We start from the raw sequence: 21,879 nt of genomic DNA, 5'->3' as shown, positions 1-21,879 counted from the left end.
TGTGTGCAGACGGACCACAAATCGGAGGAAGGGGGTTTGTCTTTTCCCCCCCCCCCCCCCCCCCCTTCGTTTTTTTTTTTCTCCCTCCCCCCCGCCCCCCCCCCCCCCCCCCCCCCCCCCCGCCCGCGGGCACGATCAGAAGCCGGCCGGCTCCGTGTAGACGCCCCACTCGTCGCGGAGCGCGTCGCAGATCTCCCCGAGGGTGGCCTCGGCGCGCACCGCGTCCATCATGGGCGCGATCATGTTGCCGCCGTCCCGGGCGGCGGCCAGCATCGCCTTGAGTCCCGCCGCGACCCTGGCCTCGTCCCGCCCGGCCTTGCGGCCGCCGAGCACCCGCACCTGCTCGCGCTCGACCTCATGGCTGACCCGCAGGATCTCCAGGTCGCCGGTGACCGAGCCATGGGCGCAGTTGACGCCGACGACCTTCTTGTCGCCCTTCTCCAGCGCCCGCTGGTACTGGAAGGCGGACTCGGCGATCTCACCGGTGAACCAGCCGTCCTCGATCCCGCGCAGGATGCCCGAGGTGATCGGCCCGATCGGATGCTGTCCGTCCGGCACCGCGCGGCGGCCGCGCTCCTTGATCTGCTCGAAGATCTTCTCGGCGTCGGCCTCGATCCGGTCGGTCAGCGCCTCGACGTACCAGGAACCGCCCAGCGGATCGGCCACGTTGAGGACGCCGGTCTCCTCCATCAGCACCTGCTGGGTGCGCAGCGCGATCTCGGCCGCCTGCTCACTGGGGAGCGCGAGGGTCTCGTCCAGTGCGTTGGTGTGCAGCGAGTTGGTGCCGCCGAGCACCGCGGACAGCGCCTCCACAGCGGTGCGCACCACGTTGTTGTACGGCTGCTGCGCGGTGAGCGAGACCCCGGCGGTCTGGGTGTGGAACCGCAGCCACTGCGCCTTCTCCGAGGTCGCGCCGTAGACGTCGCGCATCCAGCGGGCCCAGATCCGGCGGGCGGCGCGGAACTTGGCGATCTCCTCGAAGAAGTCGACATGGGCGTCGAAGAAGAAGGAGAGACCGGGCGCGAAGACGTTCACATCGAGCCCGCGGGAGAGCCCCAGCTCCACATAGCCGAAACCGTCGGCGAGGGTGTACGCCAGCTCCTGGGCGGCCGTGGCCCCGGCCTCGCGGATGTGGTAGCCGGAGACGGAGAGCGGCTTGTAGGCGGGGATGCCGTCGGAGCAGTACTCCATCAGGTCGCCGATGAGACGCAGATGGGGCTCGGGCGGGAAGAGCCACTCCTTCTGGGCGATGTACTCCTTGAAGATGTCCGTCTGGAGCGTGCCGTTGAGCCGTGAGGTGTCCACGCCCTGGCGCTCGGCGGCCACCAGGTACATGCAGAAGACCGGGACGGCCGGGCCGCTGATCGTCATCGAGGTGGTGACGTCACCGAGCGGGATGTCCTTGAAGAGGACCTCCATATCGGCCGCGGAGTCGATGGCGACCCCGCAGTGGCCGACCTCGCCGAGCGAGCGCGGGTCATCGGAGTCCCGGCCCATCAGGGTGGGCATGTCGAAGGCGACCGACAGCCCGCCGCCGCCCGCCTCCAGGATCATCTTGTAGCGCTCATTGGTCTGCTCGGCGTTGCCGAACCCGGCGAACTGGCGGATGGTCCACGCCCGGCCGCGGTAGCCGGTGGGATACAGACCGCGGGTGTACGGGAACTCCCCGGGCCATCCGATCCGCTCGAACCCCTCCACGGTGTCGCCCGGAGCGGGTCCGTAGACCGGCTCGACGGGGTCCCCGGAGAGCGTGGTGAAGTCGGCATCGCGCTTGCGTGCCGCGTCGTACCTGGCCTGCCAGCGACGGCGGCCTGCCTCAATGCCTTCGGCGTCCATGGCTCAAATTTACTAGGACGTCCAAGTAATTGTCGACGGCTGACCGGCCACAGCAGGCCGATCGAGTGGTCTGCCGGGCCGTCCTCGCAGGTCAGCGACCCGGCACAAACATCCCCACAGATGCCCCGGCGGACCGGGGCGGGCTCCCGCGCGGGGGCTCACACCTGGGCGGGCTCCGGGCGGCCGTCGACGACCAGCGGCGCGACCTCGCGGTACACCGAGCGCTCGACGAAGAAGACCGCGGTGGGCACGGTGCCCGCCAGCAGCACCCAGGCCAGCTTGCCGAACGGCCACTTCGCCTTGGAGCCCAGGTCGAAGGCGAAGACCAGGTACAGGACGTAGAGCCAGCCGTGGGCGAAACCGACCATGGTCACGAAACTGTCGGCGCCGTCGACGTCCAGCAGGTACTTGGCGACCATGCCGATCGTCAGCAGGATCAGCAGCACGCCGGTGACATAGGCCATCACCCGGTAGCGGGTCAGGACGCTCTTCTTCATGGCCCCGAGCGTAGCCGTGCGTTCCGGGGCGATCTTCGCCGCCCCCGGCCCGCCAGGGCCTAGAGCTCGCCCTCGGCCGCGTCCGCGGCCTCGTCGTCGAAGTCGTCCGCCGCGACCCGCAGCGGACGCAGCAGCGCGAAGATCCGGCCGCACTCCTCGGCGTCGTAGACCCCGAGTCCGAAGTCCATCGCCATCAGGTCGCGGGTGGCCGACTCCACCACCTCGCGCCCCCGGTCGGTGATCGAGGCCAGAGTGCCGCGGCCGTCGTTGGGGTTGGGGCGCTTGGCCACCAGACCGGACTTGACCAGCCGGTCCACCGTGTTGGTGACCGAGGTCGGGTGGACCATCAGCCGCTCACCGATCTTCGACATCGGCAGCTCACCGGCCTGGGAGAAGGTGAGCAGCACCAGGGCCTCATAGCGGGCGAAGGTCAGTCCGTACGGTTTGACGGCCGCGTCGACCTGGCCGAGCAGGATCTGCTGGGCGCGCATGATCGAGGTGATGGCGGCCATGGAGGGCACGGACCCCCATCGCTGCTTCCAGAGTTCGTCGGCGCGGGCGATCGGGTCGAACGGCAGGCTGAGCGGCTTCGGCACAACCCCGACAGTACCGGCCGGTCATATCGTGGTCAGCTCCATCTCACAGTTCGGTCCGCTCCGTCCCGGCCCCGTCGGCGCCCGTTCCCCGGGCGCCGCGCCGCACCTCCAGCGCCACCAGGGCCGAGCAGAGCGCCCCCACTCCGCCCGACACCGCGGCGACCGTGGACACCGGCGCGAACTCGGCCACCGCCCCGGCGACCGCCATGCCCAGGCCCTGCGACGTCATCAGCCCGGCGGTCAGCACCGTCATCGCCCGGCCCCGCAGTTCCTCGGGTACGGCGGCGAAGAACCACTGGTCCAGGCCCAGGCTGTAGGCGATACCGAAGCCGGTCAGCACCTGGAGGGCCAGGGCCCAGCCGAACGAGGGGTGGGCCGCGTACCCGAGGGCGGGCAGCGACGCGGCCACCCCGACCGGCAGCGTCAGCCGGGCCCGTGCCCGCGGCCCCAGCAGCGAGCCCACCAGCACCTCGCTGACGATCGCGCCGACCGGCATCCCGCACATCAGCAGCCCCAGTCCGACCGGGCTCAGACCCAGCCCATCGGAGTACGGCGTCAGCAGGACTTCCGGCATCACCACGAACATCGGCGGCACCCAGGCGAGCACCAGCAGCCAGCGGATCCGGCGGTCGGCGAACAGCCGCCGGACCCCGCGCAGCGAATCGCCGAGCAGTGCCCCGCCGTCCCCGTCCGCCCGCTGCCGGGCCGGGCGGCGGCGGGTGCCGAACCGGAGGATCAGCGCCGAACCGGCCAGGGCGGCGGCGGTGAGCACGAGGACGGCCCGCGGCGAGACCGCGGCCAGCAGCAGCCCGCCCACCGCGAACCCGGCGAGCTGCGCGCTCTGGGCGGTGATCCGGATCACCGAGCGGCCCAGCACGAAGGCGTCGCCCTCACCGAGGATGTCGCCGAGCGTGGCCGAGCGGGTCCCGCTGAAGACCGGCGAGACGGTGGCCGTCACACAGCGCAGGGCCAGCAGCGCGGCCACCGGCATACCGGGGATGACCATCGCGGCCACGCACGCGGCGTTCACCAGGTCGCACACCACCAGCACCCGGCGGGGCGGCAGCCGGTCGGCGACGGAGGAGAGCAGGGTGCCGCCGATGACGTACGGCAGCATCGCCGTCGCGAAGGTCAGCGCGCTGAGCAGCGGGGAGTCGGTCAGCCGGTAGACCAGGACGGACAGCGCGATCGCGCAGACCACCTCGCCCAGCATGGAGATCAGATGTGCCGCGAACACCGCGCGGAACTCACCGACCGCGAAGACGGCGCGGTAGCCGACGCTCCCCGGACCCCGTCCGGATTCCTCGCCGCCGCCGGGCGCGAGCTCGGGTCGGGAGGCGTGCGCCGCGGTGGGCGACGATTCGAGGGGGCCGGTGGTGCCGGGCCCGGGAGGCGTTGACATGGCGTCAGCGTGCCGTGCGCCGCGGGCGCCCTCTAGTGTTTCGTTCCGAGCCGAATCACGGGGGTGAAGCGTGCCGCTGCATATGCTTTTCGGACCGGAGGACCTGCTGCGCTGCCGGTTCGCCATCTCGCCGCTGGGCCAGACCCACGAGGCGGTGCGCACGCTGCGGCGGCGCGAACGGCACGGCTATCACCTGCCATGGCTGCGGCGGATCGGCCGGGCGGCGGAGGGGCTGGACCTGACGGAGCTGTTGCTGCTGATGCCCCGGCGCGGCGGCTACACCCCGGACTTCCTCGGGCCCCCGCCGGCGGTGCCGGACGCCTCGTTCGAGGACGAGCTGGCCCGGCTGCGGGCCACCGACCCGGCCATGGCCCGTCATGAGCTGACCCTGTCACTGGCCTGCACCCCGGGCGCGGCGGACAGCCCGCTGGGGAGGGCCATGCTGGACGATCCGGCCGCCACGGTGCGACGGCTGGCCGAGATCACCGAACGTGCCTGGCGGGCGCTGATCAAAGAGGACTGGCCCCGGCTGCGCACCCTGCTGGAGGCGGACATCGCCTACCGCTCGCGGCAGCTGGCCGAGGGCGGTCTGGAGCGGCTCTTCGAGGATCTGCGCCCCCGGATGTCCTGGGCCGGCCGCACCCTCACGGTCCACGCCCCGCACGTCTCCGCCCGGACCCGGACCCAGACCCTGGACGGCCGGGGCGTCCTGCTCATGCCCAGTGTCTTCGTCTGGCCGGATGTGGTGAGCGGTTTCATCCCGCCCTGGCAGCCGACGGTGATCTACCCGGCCCGGGGGGTCGGCGGGCTGTGGCGCGAACCGGACGCCGCGGCGCCGGACGCCCTGGTCCGGCTGCTCGGCGCCAACCGGGCGGCGATCCTGGCCGATCTGGAGGAACCCGCCTCGACGAGCGTGCTGGCCCGGCGCCACCGGCTGGCCCCGTCCACGGTCTCGGCCCACCTCGCGGTGTTGCGCGCGGCCGGGCTCCTGGTCTCGCGCCGCCGGGGCCATGAGGTCCGCTATGAACGCACCCCGCTGGCCCTCGCCCTGGTGGCGGGCGGCTGAGGCGCGGAGCGCGGAACAGCGGAACCCCGCCCCGGGAGAGGGGCGGGGTTCCAGCGGGATCCGGCTCGGTCAGGCGGACAGATGGCGCTCGACCGTCTCCACCTTCGAGGTCAGGCCGTCGGTCACGCCCGGCCGGATATCGGCCTTGAGGACCAGCGAGACCCGTGGGGCCCGGGCCTCCACCGCCGCGACCGCGCGCCGCACCACATCCATGACCTGGTCCCACTCGCCCTCGACCGAGGTGAACATCGCGTCCGTGCGGTGCGGCAGCCCCGATTCCCGGACCACCCGCACGGCGTCGGCGACGTACTCCCCGACGTCCTCCCCGACCCCGAGCGGGGTCACGGAAAAGGCGACGATCATACGTTGACCACGCCCTCGCGGCGGGCGCGGGCGGCGATCACTCCGGCCTCGGCCTCCCGCTTCAGCTTGCGCTCGGCGAAGAAGCCGCCGGTGGGCAGGACGGCGAGGATGAAGTAGAGGGCGGCGGTCTGCCACTTCCACTTGGTGCGGTTCCAGGCGTCGGCCCAGAAGACCAGGTAGAGGATGAAGAGCACGGCGTGCACCCAGCCCATCACCGGCACCGCGTCGAATTCGGTCGTCCGCTTGAGGACCGAGCAGATCAGCAGCAGCAGGAAGGACACGGCCTCGGGCGCGGAGACCAGGCGGAGCCTGCGCAGCGCGGTGGCGGTCTTGAAGTCCACGGGAGCACCTTCGCGTGAGGAGGACACGACAGCGGCTTGTGAACCCATGCACAAGCCCGCCCCCATTGTGGCAGCCGCGGCGGCGATCACCGTTCCCGGGGCACCGATCGCCCCGGTTGCTCCCTGTCCGCCGGTGCGGGGGACCGATAACGTCGGCTCGTGGCTCAGTTTCGGCTCCAGGGAAGCAGGGTGCTCGCCGTCGATATGACGGGCGACACCGTCAAGGCCAAGAACGGCGCGATGGTCGCGTACGAGGGGGAGATGACCTTCAAGAAGAAGTCAGGCGGCGGGGAGGGGCTGCGCGGGATGGTGACCCGGCGGCTCACCGGCGAGCAGATGGCCGTCATGGAGGTGAAGGGGCAGGGCACGTGCTACTTCGCCGACCGGGCGCGCGAGATCAACCTGGTCTCGCTGCACGGCGAGAAGCTCTGCGTCGAGTCCGGGAACCTGCTGTGCACGGACGGCGGGCTGCGCACCGGGACGACCTTCACCGGACTGCGCGGCTCGGCCCAGGGCAACGGGCTGTTCACCACGACCGTCGAGGGCACCGGCCAGGCCGCGATCCTCTCCGACGGGACGGCGATCGTGCTGCGGGTCACCCCGCAGACCCCGCTCCAGGTCGACCCGGGGGCATACATAGCCCACACCGGCAACCTCCAGCAGCACTTCCAGACGGGGGTGAACTTCCGCGCGCTGATAGGCGAGAGCGGGGGCGAGTCCTTCCAGATCCGCTTCGAGGGCGACGGTCTGGTCTATGTGCAGCCGAGCGAACGCAACACCGTCGGGGGTGACCTCTGATGCCGTTCACCACGCTCACCCCGCGGATGGTGCAGGCCGAGGTGGCGCCCGGCCTGACCCTGTTCAGCCAGCGCGGCGCGATGCTCGCGTACCGGGGGGACGTACGGTTCACGCCCAGCATCACCGGTGGCCAGGGCGGAGTGATGAGCATGATCGGCCGCCGGGTCGCGGGCGAGGCCACCCCGCTGATGACGGTCGAGGGCCAGGGCACCGTGATGTTCGGGCACGGCGGTCACCACGTGGAGGTGATCGACCTGGCCGGGGACACCCTCTATGTGGAGTCGGACCGGCTGCTGGCCTTCGACGGCTCGCTGCGCCAGGGCACGATGTTCATGGGCTCCCAGGGCGGGGTGATGGGCATGGTGCGCGGCCAGGTCACCGGTCAGGGGCTGTTCACCACGACCCTGGAGGGGCACGGCTCCGCGGCGGTCATGGCGCACGGCGGGGTGATCCAGCTGCCGATCACCGCCGGGCGGCCGGTCCACGTCGACCCACAGGCGTATGTCGCCCACCGGGGTGATGTCCGCAATAAGCTCTCGACGGCCATCGGCTGGCGCGACATGGTGGGCCGCGGATCGGGCGAGGCGTTCCAGCTCGAGCTGTCCGGCAACGGCACGGTCTACGTCCAGGCATCGGAGGAGAAGCTGTGAACGGCCCCGTCATCCATGACGCCCACACCCTCCCCGCCGACGACAACATCAACCCCTATGCCTTCAGCGTGGACCTCGACGGCCAGTGGTTCCTGCAGAAGGGGAAGATGGTCGCCTACTACGGGAAGATCGACTTCCAGGGCATCGGGCTGGGCCGCCTGGACCGGCTGATAGCGGGCAGCTTCCACTCCCCGCTGCACGCCGCGGACTGGGTGGTGGCCGAGGGCCGGGGGAAGATGGTGCTCGCGGACCGGGCGTTCGACGTCAACTCCTATGACCTGGACAACGGGAACCTCACCATCCGCTCCGGCAACCTCCTCGCCTTCCAGCCCTCGCTGGCGCTGAAGCAGTCGATCGTGCCGGGCTTCCTCACCCTCATCGGCACCGGGAAGTTCGTGGCCGCGTCCAACGGTCCGGTGGTCTTCATGGAACCGCCGCTGCGGGTGGATCCGGAGGCGCTGGTGGGCTGGGCCGACTGCCCCTCCCCCTGCCACCACTACGACCACGCCTATCTGCGGGGCGTGATGGGCGGCATCCGGGCCCACACCGGTCTGGGGGGAACCTCCGGCGAGGAGCACCAGTTCGAGTTCGTGGGAGCGGGGACGGTACTGCTCCAGTCCACGGAGCGGATGATGGAGGCGATAGCCACCGGAGAGACGGGGGGTACCGGTTCGTGATCGCAAGCGTGCGGAGTGTAACGTCGAACAGGTGACCTCTAGCCCGATGCATCCATTGGTTCGGAATTCAACTTCTATAGGTAGAATACATCCCATGGAGACCGAAAACGGCACGCGCTGGCTCAGCGATGACGAGCAGCGCGCCTGGCGCACCCACCTGGACGTCAGCCGACTGCTGACCTACCAGCTCGAACGAGACCTCCAGCCGTTCGGCCTGACCATGAACGACTACGAGATCCTGGTCAACCTCTCGGAGTCGGAGGACCACCGGATGCGGATGAGCGACCTGGCGTCCGCGACCCTCCAGTCCAAGAGCCGTCTCTCCCACCAGATCACCCGGATGGAGAACGCCGGGCTGGTCCGCCGGGAGAACTGCGAGTCGGACCGCCGCGGGCTCTACGCGGTCCTGACCGAGCACGGCTGGGACACCATGCGCAAGGTCGCGCCCCACCACGTCGACTCCGTGCGCAAGCACTTCATCGACCTGCTCAACGCCGACGACCTCGCTGCGCTGTACGGCTCGCTGGTGCCTGTCGCCGAGCATCTGCGCGCCCAGCGCGGCCGGGTCTAGGCCGCCGCCCGGCCCGGATCCGCGACCCGGTCCCGGCCCAGCGGCAGCCGCAGTTCGAACAGGGCGCCACCGCCGGGCCCCGCACCCACGGTCAGCGTGCCGCCGTGGCGCTCCGCCACGTCCCGCGCGATGGCGAGGCCGAGCCCGGCCCCGCCATCGTCGCGGCTGCGGGCGTCGTCGAGCCGGACGAACCGCTCGAAGATCCGCTCCCGTTCGTCCTCGGGCACCCCGTCACCGTCGTCGGCGACCGCCAGGACGGCCCGGCCGCCCTCGGCGCGCACCGACACCCGCACCTCGCCCCGCGCATGCCGCTGCGCGTTGTCGACCAGGTTCCCCAGCACCCGGGAGAGCTGACCGCGCGAACCGGCCACCTCCGCCGGGGACAGTTCGGTGACCACCGGCAGCCGGTCCCCGGCGCGCTGCGACAGTTCCTCGCGCACCATGCCGTCCAGCGCGACCCGTGTAGTCAGGGCGGGCCGCTCCCCGGCGTCCAGCCGGGCCAGCAGCAGCAGATCTGCGGCCAGCCGCTGGAGCCGCACCACGTCCTCCACCGCGCCGTCCAGATCCAGCAGTTCCGGATGGGCGGCGCCCACCTCCAGCTGGGTGCGGAGCGACGCCACCGGGGAGCGCAGCTCGTGGGAGGCGTCCGCGACGAACGCCCGCTGCCGCTCGACCGATGCCTCCAGCGCCGCCAGCGTCTCGTTGGTGGTCCGGGCCAGCGCCGCCACCTCGTCGTGCGAGGAGGGTTCCGGCACCCGCCGGGACAGATCGGTGCTGGCGGTGATGGCGGCCATCTCCCGGCGGATCCCCTCCACCGGCCGCAGTGCGCGCCGGGTCACCAGCCAGGTCACCCCGGCCACGACGACCAGCAGCAGCGGCAGTCCGATCAGCATCGCGTCCCGGACGGTGCCCACCGCGCCCTGTTCGGTGGCCAGCGGGGCGCCCGCATAGACGGTGACGTCCTCGCCACGGGCGTCGGTGACCTCCACGGCCGCCCAGCGGTACTCCGCGGTGCTGCCGTCGATCCGGGCCGTGCCTCCGCTGTACTCCGGGGCCGAGGAGACCTCCCCCGCACCGCCGTCGTCATCGTCGTCATCGCCCTCGCCGGGCGGCGCCGGAACCGGCCGCACCGAGGGGCTGCCGGTGCCGCTGACCGCCTCGAGGTCGTCGCTGACCGCCCGGACCCGGTGGTCCTCGTCCACGATCTGCACCGGGGTGTCGTCCCCGAGGTCCAGCTCCTGGTACGCCACCCCGCCGGCCACCTTCGACGCGACCGCACGCGCGGCGGCCCCGGCGTCGACCTCGGCCCGGTCCGCCAGATTGCTCCGCAGCACCGCCAGGACCGCGATCCCCGCGGCCACCAGCGCCACCGCGACCACCACGGTCGCGCCCAGCGCCGCCCGCGACCGTACGGAGCCGAAGACCCTACCCACGGAGCCGGTACCCCGCTCCCCGTACGGTCTCGATCAGCCCGGCGCCCAGCTTCCGGCGCAGGGCGCTGATGTAGACCTCGACGATGTTGGGGTCGCCGTCGTACGCGAAGTCCCAGACGTGCTCGAGGATCTCGGCCTTGGAGACCACGTCCCCCGGCCGCAGCGCCAGATGCTCCAGCACGGAGAACTCCTTGGCGGTCAGCGCGATCTCGCCGCCGTCCCGCTCCACCCGCCGGGCGCCGCGGTCCACCGACAGCTCGCCGATCCGCACCACCGGTGAGGCGGCGGGCCCGCGGCGGCGCAGCAGCGCGCGCACCCGGGCCACCAGCACCACGTACGAGAACGGCTTGGTCAGATAGTCGTCGGCGCCGGTGTCGAGTCCCTCGGCCTCGTCGTACTCGCCGTCCTTGGCGGTGAGCATCAGGATCGGCACATCGTTCCCGGCCGCCCGGAGCGCCCCGCACACGTGGTAGCCGTTCATTCCCGGCAGCATGATGTCGAGGACGATCAGGTCGTGGACACCCTCCTGCGCGCGGTGCAGCCCCTCGCGCCCGTCGTGCGCCACATCCACGGCGAAGCCCTCCGCCCGCAGCCCCTTGGCCAGCGAGACGGCGAGCCGCCGTTCATCCTCCACGATCAGCAAACGCATGCGACCAGCCTCCCAAAGCCAAGCTGAAGATCTCTTCAGGTGGCTTCAGCTCAGCTTCAGCATCCCTCCGTGATGGTGGTTGACGTCCGAACACGACCCGGGGAGGAAACCCTCATGAAGCGCAACATCGTCATCGCCACCGTCGCCGCGGCCGCCCTCATCGGCGGTGGTACGGCCGTCGCCATGGCGGACGGCGGGACGGGCGGCGCGCAGTCCTCGTCCTCCGGCGCGGCCGGGACCACCGGGAAGGTGGCGGCCTACCACTCCGACGACACCGACGCCGACGCGGACGACAGGGACGGCAAGGACGACACCGACCGCGACGACACCGACGGCGCGGACCGCGAGGCCGGGTCGGTCAAGACCGCCCGGGTGACGCTCTCCGACGCCGCGGGCACGGCCCTGAAGGCCGCACCGGGCACGCTGTCCTCCATCGAGCTGGACGACGACGCCCGCAACGCCGTCTGGGACGCCGAGATCCTGGGCAAGGACGGGAAGTGGCACGAGGTCGGCGTGGACGCGTCCAGCGGCAAGGTGCTGGACCAGCGCGTGGACCGTGACGAGGACGACGACGCCGCCGAGCGCGCCGCCCTGAAGAAGGCCGATGTGAGCGCCGTCGAGGCGGCGCGGAAGGCCGCCGCGGGCGGTGGCACCGTGACCTCCGTCGGCATCGACGACGACCGCGCCGCGGCGTGGGAGGCCGAGGTCGTGAAGAACCACAAGGAGCGCGACCTGACCGTCGACGCGCAGAGCGGCAAGGTCACCCAGACCGTGTCCGACGACGACCGGAACGACGACGAGGCCGGCGACCGCGACGACGACTGACAGGCCGATCTCTCGACAACCACGCGTACGGCGGGCCCCGGACACCGGGGCCCGCTCCGTCGTGCGGCGGCTCAGGCCCCCTCGGTGACCCCGGCCACCAGTTCGTCGGCGGCCGTGTACGGGTCCAGCTCACCGGCCACGACCCGCTCCGCCAGCGCGCCCAGCCGCCGGTCGCCGTGCAGATCGCCGATGCGCGCGCGCAGCGCGGTCACCGCGATCGTCTCGACCTCGCCGGCCGCCCGCCGCATCCGGCGCTCGGCCAGCACACCGTGCTCCTCCATCCAGGCGCGGTGCTTCTCCAGCGCCTCGACGACCTCGTCGATGCCCTCGGCGCGCGCCGCCACCGTCTTGACGATCGGCGGCCGCCAGTCCCCCGGCCCCCGTGCCTCGCCCAGGCCCAGCATGTGGTTGAGCTCACGGGCGGTGGCGTCGGCGCCGTCCCGGTCGGCCTTGTTGACCACGTAGACGTCGCCGATCTCCAGGATCCCGGCCTTGGCCGCCTGGATCCCGTCGCCCATCCCCGGCGCCAGCAGCACCACGCTGGTGTCGGCCTGGGCGGCGATCTCGACCTCGGACTGGCCGACGCCCACCGTCTCCACCAGCACCACATCGCAGCCGGCCGCGTCCAGCACCCGGATGGCCTGCGGCGCGGCCCAGGCGAGTCCGCCCAGATGGCCGCGGGTGGCCATGGACCGGATATAGACCCCGGGGTCCGAGGCGTGCTCGGACATCCGGACCCGGTCGCCGAGCAGCGCCCCGCCGGAGAACGGCGAGGAGGGGTCCACCGCGAGGACCCCCACCCGCTTGCCGATCCGGCGGTAGGCGGTGACGAGCGCCGAGGTGGAGGTGGACTTCCCCACCCCGGGGGAGCCGGTCAGACCGACCACATAGGCACCCCCGGCCAGCGGCGCCAGCGCCGCCATGACCTCGCGCAACTGCGGGGAATCGCCCTCGATCAGCGAGATCAGCCGGGCGACGGCCCGCGGCCGCCCCTGCCGGGCCTGCTCCACCAGGGTGGGCACATCACTCATGGGTGCCGCGCTCCTCAACGCTCGTACCGCCGTACCGCCCCGCCGTGTCCGTGGACCGGCGCCGTTCAGAACCTCATCCCGGCGACCGCCGGGATCACGCCTTCTTTCCGGGGACCCGGATGATCAGCGCATCGCCCTGACCGCCACCGCCGCACAGCGCGGCCGCGCCCGTGCCACCGCCGCGCCGCCGCAGCTCCAGCGCCAGGTGCAGCACGATGCGTGCGCCGGACATCCCGATCGGATGTCCGAGGGCGATGGCGCCTCCGTTCACATTCACCTTTTCGGAGGAAACGCCCAGATCCTTCATTGACTGCACCGCGACCGCGGCGAACGCCTCGTTGATCTCGATCAGGTCGAGGTCGCCGACGGTCAGCCCCTCCTTGCCCAGCGCGTGCGCGATCGCGTTGGACGGCTGCGACTGGAGGGAGTTGTCGGGTCCGGCCACATTGCCGTGGGCGCCGATCTCGGCGATCCACTCCAGGCCCAGCTCCTCGGCCTTCGCCTTGCTCATCACCACGACGGCGGCGGCGCCGTCGGAGATCTGCGAGGAGGTCCCGGCGGTGATGGTGCCGTCCTTGGCGAACGCCGGACGCAGCTTGCCCAGGGACTCGGCGGTGGTCTCCCCGCGGATGCCCTCGTCCTTGGCGAAGACGACCGGCTCGCCCTTGCGCTGCGGGATCTCCACGGGGGTGATCTCGGCGTCGAACAGACCGTTCTTCTGGGCGGCGGCGGCCCGCTGGTGGGAGCGGGCGGCGATCTCGTCCTGCTCGGGGCGGGCGATGCCCAGCCGGGTGTTGTGCTTCTCGGTGGACTCGCCCATGGCGATGTTCTCGAAGGCGTCGGTGAGCCCGTCGTGCGCCATCGCGTCGAGCATCTCGATGGCGCCGTACTTGTAGCCCTCCCGCGACTTGGGGAGCAGATGCGGGGCGTTGGTCATGGACTCCTGGCCGCCCGCGACCACCACGTCGAACTCACCCGCGCGGATGAGCTGGTCGGCCAGGGCGATGGCGTCGAGGCCGGAGAGACAGACCTTGTTGATGGTGAGGGCGGGCACGTTCATCGGGATACCGGCCTTCACGGCCGCCTGCCGGGCCGGGATCTGGCCGGCGCCCGCCTGGAGCACCTGCCCCATGATCACGTACTGCACCTGGTCCCCGCCGACCCCGGCGCGGTCCATCGCCGCCTTGATGGCGATGCCCCCCAGGTCGGCACCGGAGAACGAGCGCAGGCTGCCGAGCAGCCGTCCCATGGGCGTGCGGGCACCCGCCACGATCACGGAGGTGGTCTTGGCGTTACCGGTCGATGGTGCGGTCATGTGGTGCGCCCCTTCACGAGAAGAAGGAAGTTAACGAGGGTTATCGTCAATGTACTGACCGGTCACCCGCGCGGTCACCGGCCCATCAGTGTGATCGCGCGCACGTTGCGTAACCACCGCGCAGAGCGGTGCACTGGTCCCATGCTGACGAGAATCGACCACATCGGGATCGCCTGCTTCGACCTCGACAAAACCGTCGAGTTCTACCGTGCCACGTACGGCTTCGAGGTGTTCCACTCCGAGGTCAACGAGGAACAGGGCGTGCGCGAGGCCATGCTCAAGATCAACGAGACCTCCGACGGCGGGGCCTCCTACCTGCAGCTCCTGGAGCCGACCAGGGAGGACTCGGCGGTCGGCAAGTGGCTGGCCAAGAACGGCGAGGGCGTCCACCACATCGCCTTCGGCACCGCCGACGTCGACGGCGACTCCGAGGAGATCCGCGGCAAGGGCGTACGGGTCCTCTACGAGGAGCCCCGCCGCGGCTCGATGGACTCCCGGATCACCTTCCTCCACCCCAAGGACTGCCACGGTGTGCTGACCGAACTGGTCACCGCCGCACCCTCCTCCGAAGCGGACCACTGAAGCGGACCACTGACCTACCCCTTCCCCGGCCGGTAGAGTGCAGGCTCGGCCGGGGTACGGGAATCGGAAGGATCGGGGTCCGGCCCGGGCTTTGCCGATGATCTGACACCATTTCTTCGGAAGGGCCAGCTCCGCACCGTCCGGCACACGTCGCCGGGCCGTGACCACGAGGAACCGCGAGGGACCACGAGGTACGGAGCCGGCCGCCAACGCGACCAGGGGACGGATGGGACCGCGCAGTGCGGGGCTACGACCGCTACGAGCCTGACGATCAGCTCTCGAAGTTCGAGGCCGAGATGGAGCGGCTGAAGACCGAGCGGGAGAAGGCCGTCCAGCACGCCGACGACCTCGGCTACCAGGTCGAGGTGCTGCGCGCCAAGCTGCACGAGGCGCGCCGCACTCTGGCGACCCGTCCTGCCTACGACAGCGGCAACCTGGGCTACCAGGCAGAACAGTTGCTGCGCAATGCGCAGATCCAGGCCGACCAGCTGCGCGCCGACGCCGAGCGCGAGCTGCGCGAGACCCGTGCCCAGACCCAGCGGCTGCTCCAGGAACAGGCCGAGCGGCAGGCCCGGCTCGAAGCCGAGCTGCACGCCGAGGCGGTGGGCCGCCGCCAGCGCCTGGACCAGGAACTCGCCGAGCGCCGCGCCACCGTCGAGTCGCACGTCAACGAGAACGTCGCCTGGGCCGAGCAGTTGCGCGCCCGCAGCGAGGACCAGGCCCGCCGGCTGCTGGACGAGTCCCGCGCCGAGGCCGAGCAGTCGCTGTCGGCCGCCCGCGCGGAGGCCCAGCGGCTGGCCGAGCAGGCCCGTCAGCGGCTCGGTTCGGAGACGGAGTCCGCCCGTACCGAGGCCGAGGCGATCCTGCGCCGGGCCCGCGCGGACGCCGAGCGGCTGCTCAACGCGGCCGGGGCACAGGCGCAGGAGGCCACCGACCACGCCGAGCAGCTGCGGGCCGGGGCCACCACCGAGTCGGACGAGGCCCGCCGTCAGGCCGCCGAGCAGACCCGCGCCGCCGAGCAGCGGATGCAGGAGGCGGAGACGGCGCTGCGCGAGGCGCGCGCCGAGGCCGAGAAGCTCCTGAACGAGGCCAAGGAAGCGGCCGGCAAGCGGCTTTCGGCCTCCGAGGCCGACAATGAGCAGCGCACCCGTACGGCCCGTGCCGAGGTCGCCCGGCTGGTCGGCGAGGCCACCAAGGAGGCCGAGGCGCTGCGGGCGGAGGCCGAGCAGCTCCGTGACGACGCCCGCGCCGAGGCCGAGCGGATGGTCTCGGAGGCCGGGGACGACGCCCGTGCCCGCGCCGCCGAGGACTCCGCGGCCCAGCTGGCCAAGGCGGCCCGCAGCGCCGAGGACGTGCTGACCCGCGCCTCGGAGAAGGCGCAGGCCACCACCAAGGCGGCGGCCGAGGAGGCGGAACGGATCCGGCGCGAGGCCGAGTCCGAGGCGGACCGGCTGCGCACCGAGGCCCAGGACACCGTCGAGGAGCTCAAGGGCGCGGCGAAGGACGACACCAAGGAGTACCGCGCCAAGACCGTCGAGCTCCAGGAGGAGGCCCGGCGGCTGCGCGACGAGGCCGAGCAGTTGCGGTCCGAGGCGGTGGCCGAGGGCGAGCGGATCCGCACCGAGGCCCGCCGGGAGGCGGTCCAGCAGATCGAGGAGGCGGCCAGCACTGCCGAGGAACTGCTGACCAAGGCCAAGCAGGACGCGGAGGAGACGCGTTCGGGCGCGACCAGCGAGAGCGAGCGGGTCCGCACCGAGGCGATCGAGCGGGCGAACGCACTGCGCCGCCAGGCCGACGAGCTGCTGAAGCGGGCCCGGGGCGAGGCCGAGGAGCTGGTGACCTCGGCCGAGGAGCGGGCCGAGGAGATCCGTACCGAGGCCGACCGCGCGGCCGAGGAGCTGCGCGAGGAGGCCGAGCGGTCGGCGGAGGACCGGCGGGCCACCGCCGAGGCCGAGCTGACCCGGCTGCACCAGGAGGCCGAGCAGCGGCTGGGCTCCGCCGACGACGCGCTGAGCGAGGCGCGCGCGGAGGCCGAGCGGCTGCGCCGGGAGACGGCCGAGGAGATCGAGCGGCAGCGCGGGGAGTCCGCGGAGCGGCTGAACGCGCTGCGCCAGCAGGCCGAGGAGGAGGCCGACCGGCTGCGCGAGGAGGCCGCGGCCGACGCGTCGAACGCGCGCGCCGAGGGCGAGTCGGTGGCGGTGCGGCTGCGCGGCGAGGCCGCCGCGGAGGCCGAGCGGCTGCGCACCGAGGCCCAGGAGATGGCCGACCGGGTGCGTACCGACGCCACGGCCGCCGCCGAGCGGATCGGCGCGGAGGCGGCCGAGGCGCTGGCCGCGGCCCAGGAGGAGGCCGCCCGCCGCCGCCGTGAGGCCGAGGAGCTGCTGACCGACGCCCGTGAGGAGGCCCAGCAGGAGCGCACCCGGGCGCATGAGCAGAGCGAGGAGCTGCTGACCGCGGCCCGCAACCGGGTCGCCGAGGCGCAGACCGAGGCGCAACGGCTGGTCGAGGAGGCCGAGCGGCGCTCGTCGGACATGGTCACCGCCGCCGAGCAGACCGCCCAGCAGGTGCGCGATTCGGTCGCCGGGCTGCACGAACAGGCCGATGCCGAGATCACCGGGCTGCGTACGGCCGCCGAGCACGCGGCGGAGCGCACCCGCACCGAGGCGCAGGAGGAGGCGGACCGGGTCCGCGCCGACGCCTACGCGGAGCGGGAGCGCGCCTCACAGGACGCCACCCGGCTGCGGCAGGAGGCGCAGGAGGAGGCCGAGGCCGCCAAGTCGCTGGCGGAGCGCACGGTTTCGGAGGCGATCGCCGAGTCGGAGCGGCTGACCTCCGAGGCCCGCGAGGACGCCGGGCGGCGCCGTACGGAGGCGGCCGAACAGGCCGACCGGCTGCTCGGCGAGGCCACCCATGAGTCCGAGCGGCTGCGCACCGAGGCCGATGAGACGCTCGACGAGGCGCGCCGTTCGGCCAACAAGACCCGCACGGAGGCCGCGGAGCAGGCCGACACCCTGGTGAGCGGCGCCACCGAAGAGGCGCAGCGACTGGTGGCCGAGGCCACGGCCCGCTCCCAGGCGATGCGCACCGAGGCGTCGGACGCGCGCGCCACGGCGGAGCAGGACGCGGCGCGCACCCGGGCCCAGGCCCGCGGGGACGCCAACAACATCCGCTCGGAGGCCGCGGCGCAGGCCGACCGGCTGGTGGGCGAGGCCGCGAGCGAGGCGGAGCGGCTGCTCGCGGAGGCCACCGCGGAGGCCGAACGGCTGCGCACCGAGGCGGCGGAGACCGTCGGCTCGGCCCAGCAGCACGCCGAGCGCACCCGGGCCGAGGCGGACCGGATGGGGACCGACGCGGCGGCGGAGGCCGAGCGGATCCGGGCCGAGGCACAGGCCGAGGCGGACCGGCTGGTCGACCGGGCCCGCGAGGACGCCAACAAGCGCCGCTCGGACGCGGCGGAGCAGGCGGACCGGCTGGTCACCGAGTCCGCCGCGGAGGCCGAGCGGCTCACCGCGGAGGCGCAGGAGGCCGCGCTGCGGGCGGCCACCGCGGCCGAGGAGCAGGCGGACACCATGGTGGGCGTGGCCCGCCAGGAGGCCGACCGGCTGGTCGCGTCGGCCACCGAGGAGGCCAACGGGCTGGTGGAGAAGGCCCGTACGGACGCGGATGTGATGCTGGGCGAGGCCCGGGGCGACGCGACCGCGATCCGGGAGCGCGCCGAGGAGCTGCGCACCCGGATCGAGTCGGAGGTGGAGGAGCTGCACGAGCGGGCCCGCCGGGAGTCCGCCGAGCAGATGAAGGCCACCGGCGAGCGGGTGGACAAGCTGGTCGCGGCGGCCACCGCGCAGCTGATGAAGGCCGAGGAGAAGGCCAAGTCGCTGGTGTCGGACGCCAACAGCGAGGCCAGCCGGGTGCGGATCGCGGCGGTGAAGAAGGCCGAGGGCCTGCTGAAGGAGGCCGAGCAGCGGAAGGCCGACGCGACGCGGGACGCGGAGCGGATGAGGGCCGACGCCACCGCCGAGGCGACGGAGATCGTGGACGAGGGCAAGCGGGAGCTGGAGTTGCTCAAGCGGCGCCGCGAGGACATCAACTCGGAGATCTCCCGTGTCCAGGACGTACTGGAGGCGTTGGAGTCCTTCGAGACACCCGGGTCGGGTGGCGCGGGCGCCAAGGAGAACGGCGGGGTCAAGACGGCGGCGGGAGCGGGTGCGAACAGACCGGGCGGAAAACGTTCCGACGGCTAGCGCCACACGCCGTATCGTGTCCGAATCATCCCGACGAGTGACAAGCGTTGGGCCTTAACGACACTCAAAAGGCTGGACATTCTCCAGATCAAACAGACGTTGACTCGATGACACGCCGCTCGGCCCCCTAGGATTCCCTCTATCACCTCACCGGTCTCTTTCGACAGGAACCCCATGAGCGACACTTCCTCCCCCTTCGGCTTCGAGCTCGTGCGGCGTGGATACGACCGCGGTCAGGTGGACGACCGCATTACCAAGCTCGTCGCCGACCGTGACAGTGCACTGGCCCGTATCACCTCCCTGGAAAAGCGCATCGAGGAGCTGCACCTCGAGACGCAGAACGCTCAGGCCCAGATCAACGACGCGGAGCCGTCCTACGCGGGGCTCGGCGCCCGGGTCGAGAAGATCCTCCGTCTCGCCGAGGAGGAGGCCAAGGATCTGCGCGAGGAGGCCCGCCGGGCCGCCGAACAGCACCGTGAGCTCGCCGAGTCGGCGGCCCAGCAGGTGCGCAACGACGCGGAGACGTTCGCCGCCGAGCGCAAGGCGAAGGCCGAGGACGAAGGCGCGCGTATCGTCGAGAAGGCGAAGGGCGAGGCCTCCACCCTGCGCCAGGAGGCGCAGAAGGACGCCCAGTCCAAGCGCGAGGAGGCGGACTCCCTCTTCGAGGAGACCCGCGCCAAGGCCGCGCAGGCCGCCGCCGACTTCGAGACGAACCTGGCCAAGCGCCGCGAGCAGTCCGAGCGCGACCTGGCCTCCCGTCAGGCCAAGGCGGAGAAGCGGCTCGCGGAGATCGAGCACCGCGCCGAGCAGCTGCGCCTGGAGGCCGAGAAGCTGCGCACCGATGCCGAGCGCCGGGCCCGCCAGACGGTGGAGACCGCGCAGCGCCAGGCCGAGGACATCGTGGCCGACGCCAACGCCAAGGCGGACCGGATCCGCAGCGAGTCCGAGCGCGAGCTGGCGGCCCTCACCAACCGCCGCGACAGCATCAACGCCCAGCTGACCAACGTCCGCGAGATGCTGGCCACGCTGACCGGTGCCGCGGTGGCCGCGGCCGGTACGCCGGAGGACGAGGCGGTCAGCCGTGGCGTCCCCGCCCAGCAGACCCGGTGACACCCGGTCATCCCTGAGCGCTCCCTGCCCCGTGCCGCACCGTGCGGCGCGGGGCAGGCGCGCGTCCGCGGCCGGTACTCCGGCGGGCGGCGGCCCGGTGGCGGGGGTGACGGGCCCCGCTTAGCGTGGCCGCATGATCGAGATCGAGGGGCTGACCAAGGCCTACGGTGACACGCTGGCCGTGGACGGCCTCTCCTTCACCGTACGGCCGGGTGTGGTCACCGGCTTCCTCGGTCCCAACGGGGCGGGCAAGTCCACCACCATGCGGATGGTGCTCGGTCTCGACCACCCGACCTCCGGCCGGGTCCGGATCGGCGGACAGCCGTACGAGCGGCTCACGGACCCGCTGCGGCATGTGGGCGCCCTCCTCGACGCCAAGGCGGTGCACGGCGGCCGCAGCGCCTTCCACCACCTGCTGTGTCTGGCCCAGAGCAACGGGGTGGCGGACTCCCGGGTCCATGAGGTGCTGGACCTGGTCGGCCTCGGTTCGGTCGCCCGCAAACGCTCCAAGGGTTTTTCCCTGGGAATGAGTCAGCGGCTGGGAATCGCCGCCGCGATGCTCGGTGATCCGTCCATTCTGATGTTCGACGAGCCGGTCAACGGACTCGATCCGGAGGGCATCCACTGGATCCGGAATCTGATGCGTGATCTGGCGGGCCAGGGGCGGACCGTGTTCGTCTCAAGTCATCTGATGAGCGAAATGGCACTCACTGCCGACCATTTGGTGGTCATCGGTCAGGGACGACTTCTCGCCGACACCTCGATGCCGGATTTCATCACCGAACATTCACGTTCCTATGTGCGGCTGCGCTCCCCCGAACAGCAGCGACTGCGCGATGTCCTGGCGGCGGGCGGATTCACCGCGGTCCCCGGCTCCGACGGCTCGGTCGAGGTGGACGGCGGCGATCCGGTGCGGCTGGGCCAGCTGATGGCGGACCACCGGCTGGTCCTGCATGAGCTGAGCCGGCAGCAGGCGTCCCTGGAGGAGGCGTTCATGCGGCTCACGGCCGGATCGGTGGAGTACCACGCACATCCCGCGGGGGCCGATGAGCCCGCCCCGGCCGCCGTCTGGGGCGCCGACCGGCGGTCCGGGAAGGAGTCCTGACGATGGCGGTGCCGACCCGGGTGCTGCGCTCCGAATGGACCAAGATCCGTTCGGTGCGCTCGACGGTGTGGACGCTGGGTGTGGCCGCGCTGGTCACGATCGCGCTCGGAGCGCTCATCAGCGCACTGGTCCGGCATGACTTCACCCGTCTGTCCCCCCATGACAAGCAGGTCTTCGACCCGACCTTCGTGAGTTTCGCGGGCACCGGACTCGGTCAGCTCGCGATGATCGTCTTCGGGGTGCTGGTGGTCTCCGGCGAGTACGCCACCGGAATGATCCGCACCTCGCTCGCGGCCGTTCCGCGCCGCGGGGTGCTGTTCACCGCCAAGCTCACCGTGGCGGCGCTGCTCGCCCTCGCGGTGGGCATGCTCACCAGCTTCGCCGCCTTCGCCACCGGCCAGACCCTGCTGGGCCAGTACCGGGCCGCGCTGGGCGACCCCGGGGTGCTGCGGGCGGTGCTCGGCGGTGGGCTCTACATGACGCTCATCACCGTGTTCTCGATGGCGGTCGCGGTGATGCTGCGCAGCCCGCTGCTGTCCCTGGGCGTGCTGATGCCGTTCTTCTTCCTGATCTCGAACATCCTGGCCAACGTGGAAGTGACCCGGAAGTTCGGCGCATATCTGCCGGACCAGGCGGGCCAGCACATCATGCGGGTGGTCCCGGACGGCGACGGCGCCCCGTACGGCCCGTGGGGCGGCTTCGGCATCATGTGCCTGTGGGTGACGGCCGCCCTGATGACGGGCTACGTCCTGCTCAAGCGCCGCGACGCCTAGGCCCTGTCCTGCCGGTCC

21 protein-coding genes are annotated in these 21,879 nt (G+C 72.0%); 11 read left to right on the top strand and 10 right to left on the bottom strand.

The annotated features are described in order from the left end of the window. Positions 1-135 precede the first annotated feature (135 nt). The 4 genes from AC07FT_RS13320 to AC07FT_RS13305 all read right to left on the bottom strand — a co-directional run bounded on the left by AC07FT_RS13320 (position 136) and on the right by AC07FT_RS13305 (position 4,331). A complete protein-coding gene (locus AC07FT_RS13320) occupies positions 136-1,836 on the bottom strand; it encodes an acyl-CoA mutase large subunit family protein (protein ID WP_479176353.1) in 1,701 nt (566 codons plus the stop codon). Positions 1,837-1,994: 158 nt separating this feature from the next. Continuing rightward, complete coding sequence (locus AC07FT_RS13315) at positions 1,995-2,333, bottom strand: DUF3817 domain-containing protein (protein ID WP_254738625.1); 339 nt, start codon at positions 2,331-2,333, stop codon at positions 1,995-1,997. A gap of 59 nt (positions 2,334-2,392) precedes the next feature. Then, positions 2,393-2,929, bottom strand: coding sequence for a MarR family winged helix-turn-helix transcriptional regulator (locus AC07FT_RS13310; RefSeq protein WP_479176352.1), 537 nt, complete (start codon positions 2,927-2,929; stop codon positions 2,393-2,395). A 43-nt stretch (positions 2,930-2,972) separates the two neighbouring features. Next, positions 2,973-4,331 carry an MFS transporter gene (locus AC07FT_RS13305; protein WP_479176351.1) on the bottom strand — a complete coding sequence of 453 codons (1,359 nt, stop codon included), beginning with the start codon at positions 4,329-4,331 and terminating at the stop codon, positions 2,973-2,975. A gap of 70 nt (positions 4,332-4,401) precedes the next feature. On the opposite strand from AC07FT_RS13305, the gene AC07FT_RS13300 reads away from it, so the two are divergent. Next, on the top strand, positions 4,402-5,397 hold the full coding sequence (locus AC07FT_RS13300; RefSeq protein ID WP_479176350.1) for an ArsR/SmtB family transcription factor: 996 nt from the start codon (positions 4,402-4,404) through the stop codon (positions 5,395-5,397). 69 nt (positions 5,398-5,466) lie between these two features. Here AC07FT_RS13300 and AC07FT_RS13295 read toward each other — a convergent pair whose 3' ends face one another. Together AC07FT_RS13295 and AC07FT_RS13290 are read right to left on the bottom strand one after the other, a co-directional pair. Next, complete coding sequence (locus AC07FT_RS13295) at positions 5,467-5,760, bottom strand: MTH1187 family thiamine-binding protein (RefSeq protein ID WP_432586655.1); 294 nt, start codon at positions 5,758-5,760, stop codon at positions 5,467-5,469. Beyond that, complete coding sequence (locus AC07FT_RS13290) at positions 5,757-6,101, bottom strand: DUF3817 domain-containing protein (protein ID WP_471193658.1); 345 nt, start codon at positions 6,099-6,101, stop codon at positions 5,757-5,759. The genes AC07FT_RS13295 and AC07FT_RS13290 overlap by 4 nt, the downstream gene beginning before the upstream one ends. A 159-nt stretch (positions 6,102-6,260) precedes the next feature. Between AC07FT_RS13290 and AC07FT_RS13285 the strand changes: the two genes are divergently transcribed. From AC07FT_RS13285 to AC07FT_RS13270, 4 genes are all read left to right on the top strand, one after another. Further along, positions 6,261-6,899, top strand: coding sequence for an AIM24 family protein (locus AC07FT_RS13285; protein ID WP_479176349.1), 639 nt, complete (start codon positions 6,261-6,263; stop codon positions 6,897-6,899). After that, entirely contained in the window at positions 6,899-7,549 is a 651-nt protein-coding gene (locus AC07FT_RS13280) for an AIM24 family protein (RefSeq protein ID WP_471193661.1), read from the top strand. Before AC07FT_RS13285 ends, AC07FT_RS13280 begins: the two co-directional genes overlap by 1 nt. Then, a complete protein-coding gene (locus AC07FT_RS13275) occupies positions 7,546-8,226 on the top strand; it encodes an AIM24 family protein (RefSeq protein ID WP_254738612.1) in 681 nt (226 codons plus the stop codon). Before AC07FT_RS13280 ends, AC07FT_RS13275 begins: the two co-directional genes overlap by 4 nt. Before the next feature lie 94 nt (positions 8,227-8,320). Further along, entirely contained in the window at positions 8,321-8,797 is a 477-nt protein-coding gene (locus tag AC07FT_RS13270; RefSeq protein WP_479176348.1) for a MarR family winged helix-turn-helix transcriptional regulator, read from the top strand. On the opposite strand, the gene AC07FT_RS13265 is transcribed toward AC07FT_RS13270, so the two are convergent. After that, positions 8,794-10,230 (bottom strand): sensor histidine kinase, encoded by a 1,437-nt coding sequence (locus tag AC07FT_RS13265; RefSeq protein WP_479176347.1) that lies wholly within the window; start codon positions 10,228-10,230, stop codon positions 8,794-8,796. The two genes, AC07FT_RS13270 and AC07FT_RS13265, sit on opposite strands and share 4 nt — an antisense overlap. Beyond that, on the bottom strand, positions 10,223-10,879 hold the full coding sequence (locus AC07FT_RS13260; protein ID WP_471193663.1) for a response regulator transcription factor: 657 nt from the start codon (positions 10,877-10,879) through the stop codon (positions 10,223-10,225). The genes AC07FT_RS13265 and AC07FT_RS13260 overlap by 8 nt, the downstream gene beginning before the upstream one ends. Positions 10,880-10,993: 114 nt before the next feature. Between AC07FT_RS13260 and AC07FT_RS13255 the strand changes: the two genes are divergently transcribed. Then, the gene (locus tag AC07FT_RS13255) at positions 10,994-11,704 is read left to right on the top strand and encodes a PepSY domain-containing protein (RefSeq protein ID WP_479176346.1); all 711 of its coding nucleotides are present in this window, start codon (positions 10,994-10,996) and stop codon (positions 11,702-11,704) included. 71 nt (positions 11,705-11,775) lie between these two features. On the opposite strand, the gene meaB is transcribed toward AC07FT_RS13255, so the two are convergent. After that, complete coding sequence (gene meaB, locus AC07FT_RS13250) at positions 11,776-12,735, bottom strand: methylmalonyl Co-A mutase-associated GTPase MeaB (RefSeq protein ID WP_254738602.1); 960 nt, start codon at positions 12,733-12,735, stop codon at positions 11,776-11,778. A 94-nt stretch (positions 12,736-12,829) separates the two neighbouring features. Further along, on the bottom strand, positions 12,830-14,011 hold the full coding sequence (locus AC07FT_RS13245) for an acetyl-CoA C-acetyltransferase (protein ID WP_479176431.1): 1,182 nt from the start codon (positions 14,009-14,011) through the stop codon (positions 12,830-12,832). Between the two features lie 180 nt (positions 14,012-14,191). On the opposite strand from AC07FT_RS13245, the gene mce reads away from it, so the two are divergent. The 5 genes from mce (at position 14,192) to AC07FT_RS13220 (ending at position 21,861) form a co-directional block, all read left to right on the top strand. Beyond that, complete coding sequence (gene mce, locus AC07FT_RS13240; protein ID WP_432014526.1) at positions 14,192-14,632, top strand: methylmalonyl-CoA epimerase; 441 nt, start codon at positions 14,192-14,194, stop codon at positions 14,630-14,632. Positions 14,633-14,871: 239 nt separating this feature from the next. Then, positions 14,872-18,873, top strand: coding sequence for a polarized growth protein Scy (scy, locus tag AC07FT_RS13235; protein ID WP_479176345.1), 4,002 nt, complete (start codon positions 14,872-14,874; stop codon positions 18,871-18,873). A 174-nt stretch (positions 18,874-19,047) separates the two neighbouring features. After that, the gene (locus AC07FT_RS13230) at positions 19,048-19,983 is read left to right on the top strand and encodes a coiled-coil domain-containing protein (protein WP_254738596.1); all 936 of its coding nucleotides are present in this window, start codon (positions 19,048-19,050) and stop codon (positions 19,981-19,983) included. Positions 19,984-20,116: 133 nt separating this feature from the next. Continuing rightward, the gene (locus AC07FT_RS13225) at positions 20,117-21,088 is read left to right on the top strand and encodes an ABC transporter ATP-binding protein (RefSeq protein WP_479176344.1); all 972 of its coding nucleotides are present in this window, start codon (positions 20,117-20,119) and stop codon (positions 21,086-21,088) included. Positions 21,089-21,090: 2 nt separating this feature from the next. Next, entirely contained in the window at positions 21,091-21,861 is a 771-nt protein-coding gene (locus AC07FT_RS13220) for an ABC transporter permease (RefSeq protein WP_479176343.1), read from the top strand. The last annotated feature ends 18 nt before the right edge of the window (positions 21,862-21,879 follow it).

The sequence above is a fragment of the Streptomyces sp. NPDC045899 genome (assembly GCF_056431485.1).
This window is presented reverse-complemented; position numbering and strand designations above follow the sequence as displayed.